This is a genomic window from Allobosea sp. OAE752 (assembly GCF_050433265.1).
Lineage (GTDB): Bacteria > Pseudomonadota > Alphaproteobacteria > Rhizobiales > Beijerinckiaceae > Allobosea > Allobosea spartocytisi.
On record NZ_JBNPXO010000002.1, the window covers coordinates 153452 to 173950 of the forward strand.

The 20499-nt window shown below is 68.6% G+C and carries 18 protein-coding genes; 10 read left to right on the forward strand and 8 right to left on the reverse strand.

What is annotated here, in order from left to right; all coding sequences use genetic code 11:
- Positions 1–76 precede the first annotated feature (76 nt).
- Positions 77–970: a metallophosphoesterase family protein gene (locus tag GGC47_RS05595; protein WP_142021652.1), complete on the reverse strand. Its 894-nt coding sequence runs from the start codon at positions 968–970 to the stop codon at positions 77–79.
- Positions 971–1326: 356 nt separating this feature from the next.
- Between GGC47_RS05595 and GGC47_RS05600 the strand changes: the two genes are divergently transcribed.
- Positions 1327–1809 carry an NUDIX domain-containing protein gene (locus GGC47_RS05600; protein WP_429067266.1) on the forward strand — a complete coding sequence of 161 codons (483 nt, stop codon included), beginning with the start codon at positions 1327–1329 and terminating at the stop codon, positions 1807–1809.
- A gap of 43 nt (positions 1810–1852) precedes the next feature.
- Here GGC47_RS05600 and GGC47_RS05605 read toward each other — a convergent pair whose 3' ends face one another.
- The gene (locus tag GGC47_RS05605; protein ID WP_429067268.1) at positions 1853–3397 is read right to left on the reverse strand and encodes a lyase family protein; all 1545 of its coding nucleotides are present in this window, start codon (positions 3395–3397) and stop codon (positions 1853–1855) included.
- A gap of 301 nt (positions 3398–3698) precedes the next feature.
- Here GGC47_RS05605 and GGC47_RS05610 point away from each other — a divergent pair, with 301 nt between their 5' ends.
- Complete coding sequence (locus GGC47_RS05610; protein ID WP_142021653.1) at positions 3699–4214, forward strand: GNAT family N-acetyltransferase; 516 nt, start codon at positions 3699–3701, stop codon at positions 4212–4214.
- Here GGC47_RS05610 and GGC47_RS05615 read toward each other — a convergent pair.
- From GGC47_RS05615 to GGC47_RS05630, 4 genes are read right to left on the reverse strand one after another with little or no spacing between them, the layout of a single operon-like run.
- Complete coding sequence (locus tag GGC47_RS05615) at positions 4198–6288, reverse strand: hypothetical protein (protein ID WP_142021654.1); 2091 nt, start codon at positions 6286–6288, stop codon at positions 4198–4200. The genes GGC47_RS05610 and GGC47_RS05615 overlap by 17 nt on opposite strands.
- Before the next feature lie 2 nt (positions 6289–6290).
- The gene (locus GGC47_RS05620; protein ID WP_142021655.1) at positions 6291–9128 is read right to left on the reverse strand and encodes a DUF4159 domain-containing protein; all 2838 of its coding nucleotides are present in this window, start codon (positions 9126–9128) and stop codon (positions 6291–6293) included.
- Between the two features lie 13 nt (positions 9129–9141).
- On the reverse strand, positions 9142–10059 hold the full coding sequence (locus GGC47_RS05625; RefSeq protein ID WP_112762778.1) for a DUF58 domain-containing protein: 918 nt from the start codon (positions 10057–10059) through the stop codon (positions 9142–9144).
- A 4-nt stretch (positions 10060–10063) separates the two neighbouring features.
- Positions 10064–11086: an AAA family ATPase gene (locus GGC47_RS05630; RefSeq protein WP_112762871.1), complete on the reverse strand. Its 1023-nt coding sequence runs from the start codon at positions 11084–11086 to the stop codon at positions 10064–10066.
- A gap of 240 nt (positions 11087–11326) precedes the next feature.
- Here GGC47_RS05630 and GGC47_RS05635 point away from each other — a divergent pair, with 240 nt between their 5' ends.
- The 4 genes from GGC47_RS05635 to GGC47_RS05650 are packed head-to-tail and all read left to right on the forward strand — an operon-like array spanning position 11327 to position 14056.
- Complete coding sequence (locus GGC47_RS05635; RefSeq protein ID WP_248312505.1) at positions 11327–11905, forward strand: DUF1285 domain-containing protein; 579 nt, start codon at positions 11327–11329, stop codon at positions 11903–11905.
- On the forward strand, positions 11902–12555 hold the full coding sequence (locus GGC47_RS05640) for a CoA pyrophosphatase (RefSeq protein ID WP_142021656.1): 654 nt from the start codon (positions 11902–11904) through the stop codon (positions 12553–12555). The genes GGC47_RS05635 and GGC47_RS05640 overlap by 4 nt, the downstream gene beginning before the upstream one ends.
- 11 nt (positions 12556–12566) lie before the next feature.
- Positions 12567–12824 (forward strand): DUF6111 family protein, encoded by a 258-nt coding sequence (locus GGC47_RS05645; RefSeq protein ID WP_038359260.1) that lies wholly within the window; start codon positions 12567–12569, stop codon positions 12822–12824.
- Positions 12821–14056, forward strand: a complete 1236-nt coding sequence (locus GGC47_RS05650) for a CCA tRNA nucleotidyltransferase (RefSeq protein WP_142021657.1) — start codon at positions 12821–12823, stop codon at positions 14054–14056. Before GGC47_RS05645 ends, GGC47_RS05650 begins: the two co-directional genes overlap by 4 nt.
- A 40-nt stretch (positions 14057–14096) precedes the next feature.
- On the opposite strand, the gene hemF is transcribed toward GGC47_RS05650, so the two are convergent.
- Positions 14097–15023 (reverse strand): oxygen-dependent coproporphyrinogen oxidase, encoded by a 927-nt coding sequence (gene hemF / locus GGC47_RS05655; protein ID WP_429067746.1) that lies wholly within the window; start codon positions 15021–15023, stop codon positions 14097–14099.
- The gene (locus tag GGC47_RS05660) at positions 15007–15525 is read right to left on the reverse strand and encodes a tRNA (cytidine(34)-2'-O)-methyltransferase (RefSeq protein ID WP_051987534.1); all 519 of its coding nucleotides are present in this window, start codon (positions 15523–15525) and stop codon (positions 15007–15009) included. Before GGC47_RS05660 ends, hemF begins: the two co-directional genes overlap by 17 nt.
- A gap of 119 nt (positions 15526–15644) precedes the next feature.
- Between GGC47_RS05660 and GGC47_RS05665 the strand changes: the two genes are divergently transcribed.
- The 4 genes from GGC47_RS05665 (at position 15645) to GGC47_RS05680 (ending at position 20477) form a co-directional block, all read left to right on the forward strand.
- The gene (locus GGC47_RS05665) at positions 15645–17510 is read left to right on the forward strand and encodes an ABC transporter ATP-binding protein (protein ID WP_142021659.1); all 1866 of its coding nucleotides are present in this window, start codon (positions 15645–15647) and stop codon (positions 17508–17510) included.
- A 189-nt stretch (positions 17511–17699) separates the two neighbouring features.
- Positions 17700–18248, forward strand: coding sequence for a ubiquinol-cytochrome c reductase iron-sulfur subunit (gene petA, locus GGC47_RS05670; protein WP_248311091.1), 549 nt, complete (start codon positions 17700–17702; stop codon positions 18246–18248).
- 53 nt (positions 18249–18301) lie between these two features.
- On the forward strand, positions 18302–19585 hold the full coding sequence (locus tag GGC47_RS05675; RefSeq protein WP_142021660.1) for a cytochrome b: 1284 nt from the start codon (positions 18302–18304) through the stop codon (positions 19583–19585).
- A gap of 7 nt (positions 19586–19592) precedes the next feature.
- The gene (locus GGC47_RS05680; protein ID WP_133562819.1) at positions 19593–20477 is read left to right on the forward strand and encodes a cytochrome c1; all 885 of its coding nucleotides are present in this window, start codon (positions 19593–19595) and stop codon (positions 20475–20477) included.
- Positions 20478–20499 lie beyond the last annotated feature (22 nt).

Below are 20499 nucleotides of genomic sequence, written 5' to 3' on the forward strand. Positions count from 1 at the left end.
TCCCTGAAGAGAGCCTACGACCTGCGCGTGAAAGACGGGTAAATGCGGAGGGAGCAAAAGTAACGTTGTGCCGGCGTTACACGGGCTTTGCGTGCAGCGCGATCGTCTGGCGGAGCATGACCGTTCCGTCAGGCTCGAAGCCGCGCTGCTCCAGCGTGATCTGCGGCTTCCCGGCGTCACCGTCGATATGGAGGAGATGCCAGGTGCCGAGCTCGCCATGGCCGAGCGGGCCGAGCGAGGCGGAGGGCACACCGACGATCGGCATGTCGTGCTCCGGGCCCGGGCGCCAGGCCAGCGAGAACATGTGGTTGTGGCCGTGCAGGACGAGGTCTGCGCCCTTCTGCTTCAGCATGGCCTCGAAGGCGGCAGCATCGACCAGTTCGCGGCCGCGCTTGGCGCCGCCGACATAGGGCGGGTGGTGGATGAGGATGACGCGGATCAGCTTCTCGTCGCGGGCGCGGTCGAGCAGCGCGCCCGTCCTGGCGATCTGCTCGCCGCCGATGCGGCCCGTCGCCATCAGCGGCAGGGTCGGCACGGCGCTGCTGACGCCGATCAGGGCCACCGGCCCGCGGCGGCGATACCAGGGATAGGCGGCGACGTCGTCATCGCTCGCCGACCAGGGCGCCAGCAGGCTGGCGAGCGCCTTCAGCGAGGAGGGCGCATAGGCATCGTGATTGCCCGGCACGAAGCTGACCGCCTCGCGGGGGCCCAGCGTGTCGAGGAAGGAGACGGCTGTCTTGAACTCGTTCGGCAAGCCGATATGCGCGACATCGCCGGTGCAGGCGACGTGATCGGGAGCTTGCGCATGGATATCGGCGACGATCCGCGCCAGGATGTCCATGTCATGCGCATGCCGGCGCTTGCGACGCCAGTTGACGTAGCCGGTCGCGCGCTTGCCGAGAAGCTGATGCAAAGAAAACCCGGCCAGCGGGCCGAGATGCGGGTCGGACAGGTGCGCGAGCTTGAACACGCTCCAGCGCTTGCCCTCACGGCAGGCCCCCCGTCAAGCGCGCAATTCAGCGCGGTCGGCGGGGCGGACAGGTGATCTTAGTTGGCAGCGCCGGTGAGCTCGGACACGATGCGGGAATCGGTCATCGTGACGGCGGGCTTCCAGACATAGGCCGGCTTGGCCTTGAAGCGGGAGATGATGAAAGAGAGCAACATGGTTCGGGTTCCAGCGGACAGGCGTTTCTATGCACCCTCATTTGGGGCGCGTTTGTGACAGGGCCAGAGTTAATCTAACGCGTCCGTTATGCAGTTTTTGCATAGACAATTCATCTGGGATGGGAAAACGAGCCGATGGAGCCATCACCGCCCGAAAGGGCCATGCGTGAAGAGCCCGGCCTTTCATGGGCGCGCCGGATGCTGGGGCGCCTGCTACATCTTTATTTCCGGCTGGTCCGCAGCGTTACCTTCGGGGTGCGGGTGGCCGTGATCAGCGAAGCCGGCGAGGTCTTCCTCATCCGCCACACCTATGTTCCCGGCTGGCATCTTCCCGGCGGCGGGGTCGAGGTGGGGGAGACGGTTCTGGACGCATTGGCGCGCGAGCTGCAGGAGGAGGCCTGCATCACGCCGACGGGCACGCCCCGCCTGCACGGCATCTATTTCAACCGCCGCGTCTCGCGGCGCGACCATGTCGCGCTCTACGTCGTGCGGGCCTTCCGGGTGGATAGCGTCAAGCGACCCGATCGCGAGATCGCCGAGGCCGGCTTCTTTCCGCTCGACGATCTGCCGGAGGGCGTGACGGCCGGGACGCGCCGTCGGCTGGAGGAGATCGCCAAGGATCTGCCGCCGGCCGCCGATTGGTAAGGCGGGCCGGAAGGCACCCGAAGGTCGTCAGTTCGCGCTCGTGTCAGTTGGCGCTTTTGGCGAGCGCGGTGAAATCCGCGTCGAGCCTGGCGAGAGCATCGGCGATCCGCGCGCGCTTCTCCTTGACCCAGCCATCCTGCTGGTCGAGGCGCTGCCGGGCCTCGCGCAGCATGCGCTCCATTTCAGCCGGCTGCGGGCCGCCGGAAGTGGCTCGGTTCTTCACGATGGCGACGGGATCGAGCGTCGTGCGAAACTCGGCCTCGCTCATCGGCAGCTCGGCCGGCGAAAGCTGCATTTCGGCGGCGGCCTTGCGGTAGATCGCCTGGGCCTGCGCATAGGGGAAATCGGTCGGCTTGATGGCGTTGAGCTTGGCGTAGTCGACGACCTCGGAGGCGAAATGGTGCCCGGCGCGGAAGGGCAGCTTGTACCTCCGCATCAGCACGTCGGCGAGTTCCTGGGAGGCGGTCCAGTCGCTGTTGAGCTCGTCCAGAGCCCGTTCGGGATCGATCGCCAGCGCCTTCAGGATGCGGTCGAGATCCTGAAGGGTCCTGGTGGCGCTGTCGATCATCGCGCTGTTGGCCTTGGCGTCCTTGGCGTCGGGCATGCCGGGCGGGATGTTGTGGGCCTTGAAGACCGGGCCCATCGCCAATGTGAGCGCTGTCGAGGCCTGCTCGCGCGTGCCGTTGAGCAGGCCGGGATTGCGCTTCTGCGGCATGGCGCTCGACACATAGGTGGTGCCGCCGCCGGTGGTGCCGCCTTCTTCGCGCAGGAGAATCCAGGGGCGTGGCTGCGCATATTGCGTCATCACGTCCTGAATGTAGCCGCCGGCATGGAGCGCGATGCCGGTGACGATGGAGCCCGCTTCGACGGGCAGATCGGCGGCCGCGATCTGCGAGGCATCATAGGCATTGTCGACGAGGGCGCCGAAGCCGAGATAATCGGCCATGCGCTGGCGGTCGAGCGGCCAGCTCGTGCCGTTGAGCACGGTCGTGCCCATCGGCGAATGGTCGAGCCGGGCATAGAACTCGCGGATGCGCTGGGCGTCCCTGTCGAAGCCGGCGACGAGGCCGAGCAGGTAGTGGCCATAGCTGTTGGGCTGGGCGGCGACGCCGTTGGTGTAGTTGGGGACGATGGTGCCTTGATGCGCCGCGGCCAGCTCGACCATCGTCCGCATGGTCTTGCCGAGCTGGTCGGCCAATGCCAGCAGCCGGTCGCGCATGATCGCCGCGCGATAGGTCGCGTGCATGTCCTGGCTTGAGCGGCCGGCATGGATCAGCGTGACCTCGACACCGGCCTCCTTGATCATCAGCGGCTCGAAGGTGATGACGGTCGAGGGGCGCCTGGCGCCGGGCTGGTTGCCGGCCTCGATCACCCGCGCGATGCCCTGTGCGATCTTGGGGGCGAGCGCCTTGTCGAGCAGGCCCGCCTGGCTGTTGATGACGGTGCTCGCCTTGTTGATCTCGCCGAGCCAGAAGAATTCGTCGCGCGGCGGAGCCTTGTTCGGCCCGCCTTGCTGCTGGGCTCCCGCAGGCAGCGCGCAGGCGACCGCCAGGGCCGCGATGCCCGCCCGCATTAGCTTGTTCATCATGAGGTTTCCTCCGTTTTCGGGGAGGCGCCTGCGCATCGGCATGCTCTGGCCCGCCCGCTTGTCGTTGCTCTTGCAGGTCGAGGAGGAGTTGAAACCAATCGCTGCGAGGCGGCAAGCCGGCCATGGCTGCGCAGGAAGCGATGGACGCCCATGCGAAGCTCTGCTAGAGGCGCCCTCGATGAACGACCTTCACAGCCAGAGCGACCTGCGACGACCGATGCGCTGAATGCGCCTCCCGGCCTGAGCGCCCGCGCGCCCGGCCTTCGTCATTATCCCGCCGCTGCTGTTTTCTCCGGTCGTCATGACATCCCTGCCTTTGACCATTCGCCACGAGCTTCCCGTGGACCAGGCCGCCATCGAGCGGCTGCATGAGCGCGCTTTCGGCCCCGGCCGCTTCGCGCGCACCGCCTTCCGCCTGCGCGAAGGCGTGCCGCCCGATCCGGCTTTGTCCTTCGCGGCGCATGTCGGCACCTTCCTCGTGGGCTCGGTCAAGGTGACGCCGGTCGCTGCCGGCGGGCACGCGGCGCTGATGCTCGGGCCGCTGACGGTCGATCCGGCCTTCGAGGGCAGGGGGATCGGCGCGGCGCTGATGAACCGCTCGATCGAGGCGGCGCGCGCGGCCGGGCACGACCTCGTCATGCTGATCGGCGATGCGCCCTATTACGCCCGCTTCGGCTTCAAGGTCATTCCGCCGGGGCAGCTCATCCTGCCCGGCCCTGCCGATCCCTCGCGCTTCCTGGCGCTGGAGCTCGTCGAGGGCGTGCTGGTGCAGCGGCGCGGGGCGGTGAGCCCGCTGCGGGCTACGCCTCGCGCCTGAAGCGCCTTCCGCTCTCGCCGAGCCAGCCGGCGACGAGCGCGCCGAACAGGATCGCGAGCCCGATCAGACCGACGAAGAGCGGCGAGATCTGGACGCCGCGGACGATGCCGGAATCGCTGATCCTGAGGCCGATCCAGTCGGCGCCGGCGAACTGGCTGCCGGAGCGTACCGGGACGATGCGCGGAACGTTGACGCCGGAATCGCCCTCATGGCCGATACGGCGCGATGAGCCGCCGGTCGACTGGGCCAGGGCCTGCAGCGCGTTGGGATCGCTGACCACATCCATCAGCTCGCGCGGATTCTCCGGGCCGACGCTGGCGAAGGCGGTGAGGTTGTCGGCGGTGAGGCGATAAAGACCCTGCTGGTCCGTCGGGATCCGGGCGGTGAAGAGACCGGGTTGTCCGGCTTCGAGCGCGACCTGCCGCGACCCACCGTCGGGGCCGGTGATGGTGACGGGGGAGGGATTGTCACCCAGCGTCTGGCGCTCGACCTCGACGATGCCGTTGCGGGCGGTGGCGCGCAGCGCCTCCTCCTCCAGCTCCGGCTCCTTCATCAGCCAGTGGCTGAGGCGCCTGAGCAGGTCGAGATAGGGGCCGCCATTGCGGAAGCCGCGGGCCCAGAGCCATTCATGGTCGGAGAGGAAGAGCGCGACGCGGCCCTTCTGCTCGCGTGAGAGCATCAGGAGCGGGCGGTCGCCGGGGCCGGTCATGACCGGGGCGGCACCGGCTCGCGCCTGCGCGCCGACCATGCGCAGCCACTCGCCCCAACGCGGCGGATCGACCTCCGAGCCCGGCAGGTCGCGGGTGACGGGGTGGCGCTTGCCGAGGTCGCTGACGCGGGCGCGATAGGCCTCGTCGATGACGCTGCCATCCGGGACGGCCGGCAGGATCTGGCCGAGCGGCGTGCGCGCCAGCGTCTGCCCGCCGGCATATTCGGGGCCGGCGGCGACGAGCAGCGCCCCGCCTTCGCGGACATAGCGGACGATGTTGTCGAAATAGACCAGCGGCAGGATCGACTGGTTGGCGTAGCGGTCGAAGATGATCAGGTCGAATTCCTTGATCTTGACCTGGAACAGCTCGCGCGTCGGGAAGGCGATCAGCGACAATTCGTTGATCGGCGTACCGTCCTGCTTCTCCGGCGGACGCAGGATGGTGAAATGGACGAGGTCGACATTGGCGTCGGCCTTGAGCAGGTTGCGCCATGTGCGCTCGCCCGGATGCGGCTCGCCCGAGACCAGCAGCACGCGCAGTTTGTCCCTCACTCCCTCGATGGTGATGACCGCGCGGTTGTTGGCGAGCGTCAGTTCGTTGTCGAGCGGGGAGGCCTCGATCTCGACGACGTTCGGCCCGCCGCGATCGATGCGCACCGGCACCTGCACGACCTGCCCGGTCGCGACCTCGCGGCGGGCGACGATCTCGCCGTCGCGACGGATGGTCAGCCCGGCGCGGCCGGGGCCGCCCTTGTCGACGACGCGCAGGCGGATGATCTGGTCCTTGCCGACGATGCCGAAGCGCGGCGAATCGACCAGCACGATGCGGCGATCGATCTCGGCGTTGCGGCCGCTGGTCAGGACATGCAGCGGCGCGCGCAGGCCGAGCACCTCGGCATTGGGCGGCGCGTCATGGGCGAGGCCGTCGGTGATCGCGATGGCGCCGGCGACGCGTTCGGAAGGCACGTCGGCGAGGCTGTTGGTCAGCGCCTCGAACAGGCGGGTGCCGTCGCTCGTGCCCTGCGCGTCGCGGACGTCGACGATGCGGGTCTCGACATTGGGGATGCCGCGCAATTGCCGTTCGACATCGGCCAGGGCGGCGTCGGTCTGGGCCGTGCGGTCGGCGAGGCGGTTCGAGGCCGAGCGGTCGACCACGACCGACACGACGTCCTTCACCGGCTCGCGGTCCTCGAAGACCAGGGAGGGGTCGGCGAGCGCGATGGCCAGCACCGCCAGCGCGAGCGCGCGCAGGATGGCGCTGCGGCCGGCCAGCACAATGGCCGCGCCCGCGGCGACGGCCGCCAGCACGGCGAGGCCGATCAAAAGCGGCAGCGGGATGAGCGGCGCGAAGGAGAAGCTCCACATGGCTATTGCCCCAGCCTCTCGAGCAGAGCCGGGACATGGACCTGGTCGGCCTTGTAGTTGCCGGTCAGCGCATACATCACGAGATTGATGCCGGCGCGCAGGGCGAGCTCGCGCTGGCGCGGATCGGAGCCCGAGAGCGGGACCAGCCCCTCACCGCGCCGGTCGATTGCCCAGGCGGCGGCGAGATCGTTCGAGGTGATGACGATGGGCGAGACGTTGTCTCCGGCGCGCGCCGGGCGGCGGCCTTCGTCATCGGCGGGCGGCAGGGTCTCGACCCAGGTGGTGCCGGTGTCGTAGCGGCCGACGAGACCGTTCAGGATGTAGAAGGTCTTGGTCAGGACGTGGTCGGCGGGCAGGGGCTCGAGCTCGGGAATATCGAGCGTCTGCAGCATGCGCTTGAGCTGGTCGCCCTCGGGCGTGGTGCCACCGCCGGGCCGGGCGCTCATGGCGTCGCGCGTGTCGAAGATCACGAGGCCGCCGCCCTTCATATAGGCTTCGAGCTTGCGCAGCGTCTCGGCCGAGGGGATCGGGCGGCCGGCGACGATCGGCCAGTAGAGCACGGGGAAGAAGGCGAGCTCGTCACGCTCGACATTGACACCCACGGGGTCGCCCGGTTCGAGCGCGGTGCGGGCGCCGAGCACGGTGTTCAGACCCGTCAGCCCGGCTTTCGAGATGTCGTCCACCGCCCTGTCGCCGGTGACGACATAGGCGAGCCGCGTCATCGCGCCGTTGGCGAGGAGCTCGCGCGGGATTGGCGGAAGGGCGGCTTGCTGTGCGGCGGATGGCGTTTGCGCCGGGGCGGGCTGAGCTTCAGCGCGATTGGGAAGGAAGGCGCCGGCCAGGGCGAGCGTGAGCAGGATTGCGGCCGGCGCGGCGGTGCGGCGGGCACGACCGAAGCCGAGACGTCCGCCGAGCCAGAGCGTCGCGAGCGTGTCGGCGACCAGCAGCAGCAAGGCGAGGACGAGCACGGGCGGGCGGATGTCGCGCGCGATCGGCTCGTCGATCGGCAGGATGGGAGCGCCGAGGCTGGCAAGGTCGAGCGCGGCGATCCTGTCGTTCGGGGCAAGCGCATTCACGGCAAAGGAGCCTTCCGTTGGGCCGTAGAGACCGGGCGGATGCAGCAGCGTCGCGCGCCCGGCGAAGTTGCGGGCGACGGGCTGGCTCGTCGCCGGCGGGCTGCGGAACTGGCCGAGACCGTCGAGCACGCGGGTCGGCGACAGCGTCTCGGCCCGGACTTCCTCGCCCTGCGTGTCGGCGGTCGTTCCGGCGCCGGCGAGATTGACGACCTTGCGCAGCATCTCGACGAAGAGGCCGGAGAGCGGCAGGTTCGACCAGGTGGTGTCGGCGGTGACGTGGAACATCGCGATGAGCCCGTCGCCGCGGTGCTCGCCGGTAACGACCGGCGTGCCATCCTCTAGCGCCGCCCAGGTCTTGCGGGAGAGGTTCGGCTCGGGCTCGGCCAGGATCTGCCGATTGACGCGGAGCTCGTCGCCGATGGTCAGGCCGAAGAAGGGGCTCTCGCGGGTGAAGGCGGCGAGCTTGCGCGGCGTGTCCCAGGAGAGGCCGCCGCCGAGGGTGCGCCCGCCGCGGCGCAGCTTGACCGGGGTCAACTCGTCGGAGCTGGCCGCCAGGCGCGGGCCGGCGAAGCGCAGCAGCACCCCGCCGCGCTGCACGAAATCGCCGATCTTCGCGGTCGTCTCGCGGTCGAGCGCGCCGATATCGGCGAGCACCAGCACGGAGAGGTTCTGCGCCAGCAATTCGCCGATCGGGTCGTTCGAGCCCTGGCGCGGCTCGCGGATCTCGGCGAAGGGCTGGAGCGCGCGCGAGACGTAATAGGTCGGGGAGAGCAGCGGCTGGGCGGTGTCGGCCGTGGTGCCCGAGACGATGCCGACGCGGCGGCGTTTCGAGCTCTCGTCGAGCAGGGCGACGGCTCCGGCGCTGCGGATGCCGGCGATCTCCAGGCGCGAGACGGCGTTACGCACCTCGATCGGCAGGGTCAGGCGCGCGGTGGTTTCCAGCGCCGAGCCCTCGAAGACGAAGGGGGCGTCACCGAGCGACAAGCCTTTCAGGTCGAGCGCGCGGACCGTGCCGGTGGCGGGAGCGGCGGTGTTCGGGCGCAGCACCTTCACGGTGAGCGCGCCGGCCTGGTTCTCGGGAGCCGCCAGAGCGAGCTGGATCGCCGGGCCGGCATGGATGGCGAGGCGACGGTTGCCGGCAACCTGCTTCAGCCGGGACAGGAAGGGGCCGGGGTCGCCGATCGCGAGCCCGTCCGACACCCAGACGATCTCGGCCTCCGGCGCATTGCGCAGGACATTCTCGATGCGGGGCAGGTGGGCGGCGCGGTCCGGCGCATGCGGTTCGAGCGTCATGGCCCGCAGGCGCTCGAGAGCGGTGCGTGGATCGAGCAGCGAGATTTCCGCCGGGTTCTCGGCCAGGCCCACCACGGCGACGGTGCGGCCTTCGCGGGTCGCGGCGGCGATGCGGGATTCGGCGACGGCGATGCGCTCCGCCCAGTCGGGCGCGGCAGCGAAGCCGTTATCGACGAGGAGCAGCACCGGACCGCGCGCCGGCCCGGCATCGCGGGGCGGATTCCAGACCGGGCCGGCAACGGCGAGGATGGCGAGCGCGGCCACAGCCATCCGCAAGGCGAGCAGCCACCAGGGCGTATGCGCCGGCGTCTCCCGCTTCGAGACGAGGTCGGCCATGATCTTGAGCGGCGGGAAGTCGATGCGGCGCGGGCGCGGCGGCGTCACCCGCAGCAGCAGCCAGAGTGCCGGCAGCAAGGCGAGCGCCGCCAGCGCCAGCGGTGCGGAGAAGGTCAGGGGCAGGGCGCCGAACATCTCGCGTCCCTCCCTAGAAGCCGGAAGCGCCGCGCGCGGCGGCAATGAGGCTCGCGACGCGCAGCACGCCCTCGCTCGCCGGCCGGTCGGTGCGGTGGAGCGTCAAGGTCCAGCCGGCCTTGCGGCAGGCCTCCCTGATCGCCTCGCGATGGGCGGCGAGCCGCTGGCGATATTCCTCGCCCCAGGAACCGGCATCGCCGACGCGCAGGGTCAGGCCGTCCTCGAGGTCGAAAAGCTCGGCCTGGCCGGTGAAGGGGAAGGTTTCCTCGATCGGATCGGCGATCAGCAGGACATGGCCGCGCGCGCCGCTCGACGACAGGGTGCCGATGCGCTGCGCCAGCGAGGCGGAGGGCGAGAGCCCATCGGTGATGATGATCGCATCGGCGAGCCTCGGCAGCGGCATGGCTGGCGGCAGATCGTCCTCCGCGTTCTTGCGGTCGGCGACGATGGCCTGGGCGAGCAATTCGATGATGTTGCGCGAGGCGAGCGGCCGGGTCAGCCCGAGATGGCCGACGCGCTCGCCGCCTTCGACCAGCGTCTCGGCCAGGGCGAAGCCGGAGACGAGGGCGCGGTCGATCTTGGAGGTGAGGGCGAGCGAGGAGGCGAAGCCCATCGAAGCCGAGCGGTCGATCCAGAGCCAGACGGTGTGGGAGGCTTCCCATTCCCGCTCGCGCACGAAGAGGTGGCCGTCACGCGCCGAGCGGCGCCAGTCGATGCGCGAGGCGGATTCGCCGGCGACCAGCGGCCGGTATTGCCAGAAGGTTTCGCCCGGCCCGGCGCGGCGGCGACCGTGAATGCCATGGACGCTGGCCGAGACGCGGCGAGCTTCGAGGATGAGGCGGGGCAGGCGCGCGGCAAGGTCGAGCGAAGCGGTGAGGACGGGCCTCGCCGGCTGTCGCTCGGTCTGACTCAGGACACGCGTGCGCAGCATCAGCCTATCCCAGCCGTTCCACCAAGCGGCCGATCACGCCCTCGACGGTCTCGCCATCGGCGCGCGCGGCGAAGGTCAGCGCGACACGATGCTTGAGGACGGGGGCGGCCAGCGCGACGACGTCGTCGACCGAGGGGGCGAGCCGGCCCTCGACGAGCGCGCGGGCGCGGGCGGCCAGCGTCAGCGACTGGCTGGCGCGCGGGCCGGGGCCCCAGGCGAGCTTGTCGGTGATGGCCGCGTCGCCCTCGCCGGGACGCGCGGAACGGACGAGGTCGAGGATGGCATCGACCACGGCATCGCCGACCGGCAGACGGCGGACGAGCCGCTGGATCGACATCAGCGTCTCCGCGGTCATCGCCTGCGAGGGCTTGTATTCGGTGGCGCCGGTGGTCTCGAGCAGGATGCGCCGCTCGGCCTCGCGGTCGGGATAGCCGACATCGATCTCGAGCAGGAAGCGGTCGAGCTGGGCTTCCGGCAGCGGATAGGTGCCTTCCTGCTCGATCGGGTTCTGGGTGGCGAGGACATGGAAGGGGGCGGGCAGGTCGTAGCGCTCGCCGGCGACGGTGACGTGGTGCTCCTGCATCGCCTGCAGCAGGGCCGACTGGGTGCGAGGGCTCGCGCGGTTGATTTCGTCCGCCATCAGGAGCTGGGCGAAGACCGGGCCCTTGATGAAGCGGAAATGGCGCTTGCCGTCGCTCGACTCGTCGAGAACCTCCGAGCCGAGGATGTCGGACGGCATCAGATCGGGCGTGAACTGCACGCGCCGGGCCGAGAGGCCGAGCACCGTGCCCATCGCCTCGACGAGCTTGGTCTTGGCGAGGCCGGGCACGCCGACAAGCAGGCCGTGGCCGCCGGCCAGCAGCGTGATGAGCGAGAGATCGACCACCTTCTGCTGGCCGAAGATGACCTGGCCGATCTCCTTGCGGGCCGAGCCGATGGCACCGAGCGCGGCCTCGGCCGCCTCGACGATGCCCGTATCGAGGTCGATCGGCGAAGTGCTCTCGTTTGCCCGGGCTTGCGCCGCCATGTCGATCTCCTTCACCCTTGCATCCTTGCTGCTTTCGGGACGCACATCGCGGGACGCGAACCCGACGGCATGTTCCACCGTTGAATGTGGACGGGCCGTTTTGCAGTCTCAAGCGCCGATTGCGGCGGTACACATAAACTCGGCTTCACGATTATGTGGAGTTCAAGGCGGAAACACGATGCAACCAATATGCCGCGGACGAAAACGGCGGGGCTTTCGATGACGGCGCCGGGCAATGCGATGGAAAGGCTGATGGCGGCGCTCGGGGGCGGAACGCCCGGCAAACCGCGCGGCCTGCCGCCTGTCGAGCGCTGGAACCCGCCCTTTTGCGGCGATCTCGACATGCGCATCGCCGCCGACGGCACCTGGTTCTATCTGGGTACGCCGATCGGCCGGCCGGCGCTGGTGAAGCTGTTCTCCTCGGTTCTCAAGCGCGAGGGCGACGAGCACTTTCTCGTGACCCCGGTCGAAAAAATCCGCATCCGGGTCGACGATGCGCCTTTCCAGGCCGTGGAGATGCAGGTCGACGGTGAGGGCGACGGGCGCACCTTGGCCTTCAGGACGCAGGTCGACGACCTGCTCAGCGTCGGGCCGGAGCATGGCCTGCGCTTCGAGCGGGCTGCCAAGGACGGGCTGAAGCCTTATGTGCATGTCCGGCGCGGGCTCTGGGCCCGGCTGACGCGGGCCTTGACCTATGACCTTCTGGCACTCGGCGAGGTGCGGGAGGTCGCGGGCGAGGCAATGTTCGGCATCGCGGCCGCGGGGCATTTCTATCCGGCGCTGCCCGCAAGCGAGATCGAGGGCCTCGATATCTCATGACATCAGGGAAAGCCCTCAATCTCAGCGCCGATGCCTTCGCGGCGCTGGCGCGGGAGCGCCTGCGGCCCGAGCCGCCGCTGCTCGGCGATGTGATCGCCCGGCCGCGCGGCGACCATGAGAACCAGCCGCAGCCCGTGCCCATTCCCGACGAGGAGCGGGCGGTTCCCGCCGCCGTGCTGATCGGCGTGGTGGCGCGCGCGGCGGGGCCGACCGTGCTGCTCACCCAGAGGTCGGCGGCCTTGCGCAACCATTCGGCGCAGGTCGCTTTTCCGGGCGGACGGGTCGATGCCGTCGATGGCTCGCCCGTCGTGACGGCGCTGCGCGAGACGGAGGAGGAGATCGGGCTTGCCCGCGAGCATGTCCGCACGCTCGGCTTCCTCGACGCCTATCTGACCGGAACCGGCTACCGCATCGTGCCGGTGGTCGCGCTGGTTGAGCCACCGTTCTCGCTGACGATCAACCACAACGAGGTCGACGAGGCCTTCGAGACCCCGCTCTCCTTCCTGCTCGACCCCGCCAACCACAAGCGCGAGGGGCGCGAGTGGCAGGGCCATATGCGCTCCTACTATGCGATGTCTTTCGGGGATCGCTATATCTGGGGCGCGACCGCCGGCATCATTCGTAACCTTTACGAGCGGCTGGCGGGCTGAAGGACGAGAGAATGCTGCGCGCGATCATCGAAGAGGTTCTGCTCTTCGTCCTGCCCTTCTGCATCTTCGCGGGCTATCTCGTCGTCCGGCGGCGCAACCCCTTCGATGTCGAGCACTGGAGCCGACATGCCTTCTGGCTGGCGGTCGTCGGGCTCGCGCTGGTGATCGGCATCCTCGCCGTCGAAGGCTTCATGACGAAGCGCAGCCAGGGTGCCTACGAGCCGCCGCATATGGAGAATGGCGTGCTCGTGCCCGGCCGGTTCCGATGAACGCTCCGGCACAGGACAGGATCGCGGCCTTCCTGGCGCGACCGGTTCTGGCGCGCCTGCTCGCCGCGCTCAACGGCGAGGGGGAGGAGACCCGCATCGTCGGCGGCGCCATCCGCAATCTGCTGCTCGGCGAGCCGATCAACGATATCGATCTCGCCACGACCGCCCTGCCGAAGGAAACGATCCGGCGCGGCCGGGCGGCGGGCTTCAAGGCCGTGCCGACCGGCATCGCGCACGGCACGGTGACGCTCGTCGGTGGCGGCGCGAGCTTCGAGGTGACGACGCTGCGGCAGGATGTCGAGACCGACGGACGCCGGGCCAAGGTCGTCTTCGGCCGCGACTTCACCACCGATGCGACGCGACGCGACTTCACCATCAACGCGCTCGGGCTCGACCGGGACGGCCGGGTCCATGACTATTGCGGAGGCCTCGCCGACCTTGCCGCGCGCCGCGTGCGCTTCATCGGCGATGCCGCGACCCGCATTCGCGAAGACTACCTGCGCATCCTGCGCTTCTTCCGCTTTCATGCGCGCTATGGCGCAGGGGGCCCCGATTCCGAGGGGATCGCAGCCTGCATCGCCGGGCGCGAAGGCCTCGGGGGCCTGTCGCGGGAGCGGGTGCGGGCGGAGCTGATGAAGCTGCTGGTCGCGCCGGGCGCCTCGGCCACCTTGCAGGCGATGGCGGGGGCCGGGCTGCTGATGCCGGTGATCGGCGGGGTGCCGCATCTCTCCCGTTTCGCGGCTGTGGCCGGGGATGGCGGCGAAGGTGTCCATCCGGCGTTCCGGCTGGCGGCGCTGTCGGTCGCGGTGAGCGAGGACGCCGTAAGGCTGCGCGAGCGATTGAGGCTGTCCAACGAGGAGTTCGACCGGATCGAGCGAATCGCCGCCGCGCTGGAAAGCCTCGGCGGGCAGCCGGGCCTGCCTCCCGTCGTCTCGCTGCGCCATGCCGCTCAAAGCACGGGGAGCGATGCGGTCGCCGCCGCACTGGTCCTGCTGAGCGCTTCGGCCGGGAAAGAGGCCGGACGTGACGTGCAGCAGCTCATCGCTGAGCTCGCCAGGACGCCGCCCTTCCTGCCGACGGGCAAGGACGTCGTCGCGCTTGGCGTCCCGCCCGGGCCTCGTGTCGGACGGCTGCTGGAAGCAGCCCGGCGGGGCTGGATCGAGGCCGGCTGCCCGGCCGGCATGGATGAGCAGATGGGGTTTGTCGGAGAGATCGTAAGGTCGGCCCGGTAAGCGCCGGTTGCCCCGTGCCCGCTTGGCGAGGCTGCGCGCCTTACGGCCAGCGCACCGTCGGCGGCATCGAGGACAGGATGGAATCGACGTTGCCGCCGGTCTTCAGGCCGAAGATCGTGCCGCGGTCATAGAGCAGGTTGAACTCGACATAGCGGCCGCGCCGGACCTGCTGCTCATGGCGCTGGGCCTCGGTCCAGGGCTTGCCGATGTTGCGGCACAGGACGTTCGGATAGATGTCGAGAAACGCCTCGCCGACGGCGCGGGTGAAGGCGAAGTCGGCTTCGACATCCCCGGTCCAGACATAATCGTAGAAGATGCCGCCGATGCCGCGCGGTTCGTTGCGGTGCTTCAGGAAGAAGTACTCGTCGCACCACTCCTTGAAGTTCTGGTAATCCGCGACCTTCGGGAAGCGGTCGCAGGGCCGGCGCATCGCCGCGTGGAAGTCGTGGCTGTCGGGATCGTCCTGAGTGCGGCGCGCATCGAGCACCGGCGTCAGATCGGCGCCGCCGCCGAACCAGGGACGGGTCGTCACCACGAAACGCGTGTTCATGTGGACGGTCGGGGCGTTCGGGTTCCAGGGGTGGGCGATCAGCGAGATGCCCGTGGCGTGGAAGCGCGGATCGTCCGCAGCGCCGGGAATCTGCGCGGCGAAGTCGGGATGGAAGCTGCCATGCACCGTCGAGACATGGACGCCGACCTTCTCGAAGACGCGGCCCTTCATGATCGACATGACGCCGCCGCCGCCCGGCGCGCCGTCGTGATTGGTGCGCTGCCAGGGCTTGCGGGCGAAGCGGCCGGGCGTGGCATCGGCCTCGGGCGCGAAGGGGCCGGCGGCCTCGTCCTCGATCTGCTCGAAGGCGGCGCAGATCTGGTCGCGCAGATCCGCGAACCAGGCCGCCGCGCGTGGCTTCAGCGCGGCGAAGACGGCCGGGTCGGCGGGGGCGGAGGTTTCAGCGGGGCGGCGCATGCTCATGATCGGTCCGGTTGGCTTCTGCGCGGCCGGGAAAGCCGCCTGTCTGTCGCAATGCCTCGCCCATTACCATCGCGGCGGCCAGCGCGACATTGATCGAGCGCAAACCGGGGCGCATCGGGATATGCAGGCTCGCCTGCGCCGCCTCGCGCACCTCAGGCGTCACGCCGGCGGATTCGCGCCCGACCATGACGATGTCGTTCGGCCGGAAGGCGAAATCCGGCAGGGCGACATCGCCATCCGTCTCGGCCAGCACGAGCCGGCGTCCTTCCGCCCGGCGCCATTCCTCGAAGGCCCGGAAGGAATCATGGCGCGCCACGGTGGCGCGCTCGAGATAGTCCATGCCCGAGCGGCGGAAATGCCGGTCCGAGACATCGAATGCCGCCGGCTCGACGATATCGACGGCGAGGCCGAGACAGGCCGCCATGCGGATCATCGTGCCGGCGTTCTGCGGAATGTCCGGCTGGAAGAGCGCGAGGCGGAGAACAATGGCTGTCATCGGGCTGCTGTCATGGGCTGGCGGGCCGACATGCGTCAAGCAGGGTGGTCTTCGGTCTGAATCGAACCCATATCTCGCTCTGAATTTCGCCGCGATATCGACCCAGAGGAGGGCGGTTCATGTTCGCATCGCTTTTCCGCTGGCTCGAGAGCCGCATCGACGTCTTCGCTCCCTTCGACGAGCGGGAGACGCCGCCGCGCGGCGTCTGGCCGTTCATGTGGCATCACATCAAGGGCGTGAAGGGCTGGATGGCGGTGATCATGATCACCGGCCTCGGCTTCAGCGGCATCGAGGCGGCGATGTATCTGATGGTCGGCTGGTTCGTCGACCTGCTCTCGACCCAGTCGCCCGAGACGATCTTCCGCGACCATGGCTGGGTGCTCGCGGGGGCGGCCTTCCTGCTCGTCGTGGTGCGGCCGCTGATCTATTTCGCCAACCACGCCATCGTCGACCAGGTTGTGGTGCCGCAGATCACCAACCAGATCCGCTGGCGCAACCATGTCTACACGCTCGGCCACGCGCTCTCCTATTTCCAGAACGATTTCGCCGGGCGGCTCTCGGCCCGCGTCATCCAGGCGGGGCAGTCGATCCGCGGCGCGACCATCGAGGTCATCGACGACCTGTGGTACGCGCTGGTCTTCGCCACGGTCGCCATCGGCTTCTTCGGCAAGACCAGCCTGTGGCTGGCGCTGCCGGTCGTCGCCTGGCTCGGGGCCTATGTGGCGCTGCTGATCTATTTCGTGCCACGGGCCAAGAAGCGCTCGGAGGCGAATTCGCTCGGCCGCTCCAGCACGACGGGGCGCATCGTCGATTCCTATACCAACATCCTGACAGTGAAGCTGTTCGCACGGGCCGACGCCGAGCGTTCGGCCGTGCGCGAATCGCTGGGATGGTGGAATGAATCCTTCCTCAATCTCTCACGCCTGATCACGGGCGTCAGCGTCATCCTGCAGGCGATGAACAGCCTGCTCGTCGTGGCGACGGCGTGGCTGGCGCTCTGGTTGTGGAGCCATGGCGAGATGACGCCCGGCGCGGTCGCGGCGGCCATCGGCCTGGTGCTGCGCCTCGTGCAGATGTCGAGCTGGCTGATCCATCTCGTGCGCGGCATCTTCGAGAATATCGGCTCGGTGCAGGAGAGCATGGAGACGATCGCCAAGCCGCACGACCTGCCGGATGCACCCGGCGCCGTGCCGCTGGTGATCGACGAAGGGGCGATCCGCTTCGACAAGATCCGCTTCAACTACGGCAAGGGGGAGGGGCTGTTCGACGGGCTCGACCTGTCGATCAAGCCCGGCGAGCGCGTCGGGCTTGTTGGCCCCTCCGGCGCGGGCAAGTCGACCCTGGTGAACCTGCTGCTCAGGCTCTACCCGCTCGAGGGCGGGCGCATCCTGATCGACGGGCAGGACATCGCCCATGTCACGCAGGACTCGCTGCGCGCCCAGATCGGCATGGTGACGCAGGACAATTCGCTGCTGCACCGCTCGATCGGCGACAACATCGCCTATGGCCGCATCGGCGCGGGCGAGGCCGAGATCGCGACCGCGGCGACGCAGGCCGCGGCGCATGACTTCATCCTCGGCCTGCACGACCAGGACGGCCGCAAGGGCTTCGATTCGCGCGTCGGCGAGCGCGGGGTGAAGCTCTCCGGCGGCCAGCGCCAGCGCATCGCGATTGCCCGCGTGCTGTTGAAGGACGCACCGATCCTGATCCTCGACGAGGCGACCTCGGCACTCGATTCGGAGGTCGAGGCCGCGATCCAGCAGCAGCTCGCGGCGCTGATGCAGGGCAAGACGGTGATCGCGATCGCGCACCGGCTCTCGACCATCGCGGCGCTCGACCGGCTGATCGTGCTCGACAAGGGCCGGATCGTCGATGTCGGCAGCCATGAGGAGCTGATCGCGCGTGGTGGGCTCTATGCCCGGCTCTGGGCCCGCCAGTCCGGCGGATTCCTGGCCGCGGCCGATCCGGAGAAGCTCGCGGTCTGAGCCCTCGCCAGCCGCCTGTGCGCCATGCGCTGACGGGACGCTCGCGACAGTAGACTTCGTCAAATCTGCATGTCAAAGAGCCCAAGGTGACGCACCGCCGCATTGCGGAGGTTGCGACGCGCCCCTATGAGGGCGACAGGCGACAATTTCGAGCTGTTCCAGCTCGCAAGACGTATGAGGGATTGGATCGTGGCGCACGCGACCGATACATCGACCGGAACAACCCGCCGCGACTTCCTGCTGCTCGCGACCGGCGCCGCCGGCGCGGTCGCGGCCGGCTCCATCGTCGTTCCGCTGATCAGCCAGCTCGCGCCCGATGCCCAGACCATCGCGGCCGGCGCGCCGGTCGATGTCGATCTGGCGCCGATCGCGGCTGGCCAGGCGATCAAGATCTTCTGGCGCGGCAAGCCCATCTTCGTGCGCCACCGCACCAAGAAGGAGATCGACGAGGCGCTTGCCGTCGACGTCAGCACGCTGCGCGATCCGCAGACCGACCAGCAGCGCACCAAGGCCGGCCACGAGCAGTATCTCATCGTCTTCGGCAACTGCACCCATCTCGGCTGCATTCCGCTCGGCACCGCTCCGGGCGAGTCGAAGGGCGATTTCGACGGCTGGTTCTGCCCCTGCCATGGCTCGCACTACGATTCCTCCGGCCGCATTCGCAAGGGCCCGGCACCGCTCAACCTGCCGGTTCCGCCCTATGCCTTCACGGCGGACACCAAGATCAAGATCGGCTGAGCGATGCGCTCGACGCTTTCCCGACAGATTGAGACAGCCTTGAGGCATTCTTCATGAGTGGTCACAGTTCATACGTTCCGAAGACCGGCATCGAGCGCTGGCTCGACGCGCGCCTGCCGATCATCCGGCTGGCTCATGATTCGGCGGTGTCCTATCCGGTTCCGCGCAACCTGAACTACCTGTGGACCTTCGGCGGCATCCTGGTGTTCATGCTGGTGGCGCAGATCATCACCGGCGTCATCCTGGTGATGCACTACACGCCGCATGCGACGATGGCCTTCAACTCCGTCGAGCACATCATGCGCGACGTGAACTACGGATGGCTGCTGCGCTACCTGCACTCCAACGGCGCCTCGATGTTCTTCGTCGCGGTCTACGTGCATATCTTCCGCGGCATCTATTACGGCTCGTACAAGGCCCCGCGCGAGGTGCTCTGGATCCTCGGCGTCGTCATCTTCCTTTTGATGATGGCCACGGCCTTCATGGGCTACGTGTTGCCCTGGGGCCAGATGTCCTTCTGGGGCGCGACCGTCATCACCAACCTGTTCTCGGCCCTGCCGGTGGTCGGCGAGACGATCGTGACCTATCTCTGGGGCGGCTACTCGGTCGACAACCCGACGCTGAACCGCTTCTTCTCGCTGCACTACCTGCTGCCGTTCATGATCTTCGGCGTCGTCGGGCTGCACATCTGGGCGCTGCACGTCGTCGGACAGAACAACCCGACCGGCGTCGAGGTGAAGAACGTCGAGAAGGACACCGTTCCGTTCACGCCCTATGCGACCATCAAGGACGTGTTCGGCATGGTCGTGTTCATGATCGTGTTCGGCTGGTTCGTGTTCTATCAGCCGAATTTCATGGGCCACGCCGACAACTACATCCAGGCGAACCCGGCCGCGACGCCGGCGCATATCGTGCCCGAATGGTACTTCCTGCCGTTCTACGCGATCCTGCGCGCCATCCCCGACAAGCTCGGCGGCGTCCTCGCCATGGGCTCGGCCATCGTGGTGCTCGCCTTCCTGCCCTGGCTCGACACCTCCAAGGTCAAGTCGATGAACTACCGGCCGATCGCGCGCCAGCTGTTCTGGGCCTGGGTCATCGTCTGCATCGGGCTCGGCTATCTCGGCGCGATGCCGCCGGAGGGCGGCTACGTCATCGCCTCGCAGATCTTCACCGTGCTGTATTTCGGCTTCTTCGTCGCGCTGTTCGTCGTCGGCCTGTTCGAGCGTCCGAAGGCGCTGCCGACCTCGATCGCCGACTCCGTGCTGGCCTCCACCAAGAACGGCTCGGCCGTCCGCATGGCGGCCGCCACCGCTGCCGAACCGAACGTCAAGGGCTGACGGAACCATGAGCAGAACATCGTTTCGTCTGGCCCTGACGGGTCTCGCCGCCGGCCTTGCCTTCACGGCACTGTCGCTTCCGGCCGCCCACGCGGCGGAAGGTCGTGTCGAGCCGCCGCAGCTCAGCTGGAGCTTCTCGGGCCCGCTCGGCAAGTTCGACCGGGCGCAGCTCCAGCGCGGCTTCAAGGTCTACAAGGAAGTCTGCTCGAGCTGCCACGGCGCCAGCCTCGTCGCCTTCCGCAACCTGTCGGAGCCCGGCGGCCCCGAATTCACGCCCGGCCAGGTCGCGGCGCTCGCGGCGACCTACCAGATCAAGGACGGCCCGAACGAGACGGGCGAGATGTTCGACCGGCCGGGCCGCCCGGCGGATCGCTTCCCCTCGCCCTTCCCGAACGAGCAGGCGGCCCGTGCGGCCCAGGGCGGCGCCTATCCGCCGGACTTCTCGGTTCTGGCCAAGGCGCGCACCTATGAGCGCGGCTTCCCGCGCTTCATCTTCGACATCTTCACCCAGTATCAGGAGCAGGGCCCGGACTACATCCACGCCCTGATGGTCGGCTACAAGGAGCCGCCCGCCGGCTTCCAGGCTCTCCTGCCCGGGCAGAACTACAACGAATACATGCCCGGTCACCTGATCGCGATGCCGAAGCCGCTTTCGGACGGCCAGGTCGAATATCCGAAGGGCGCGGACGGCAAGCCGCAAGTGCCCGAGACGGTCGACCAGTACGCGCGCGACGTCGCCGCCTTCATGGTCTGGATGGCGGAGCCCCATATGGAGCAGCGCAAGCGCATCGCGCTGTGGTTCATGCCCTTCCTCGTGATCCTCGCCTTCCTGCTCTACTTCAGCAAGAAGAAGATCTGGTCGCGCATGCCGGATGGCTCGCCGGCCCATTGAGGCAACAGGACATCCTTCTGGA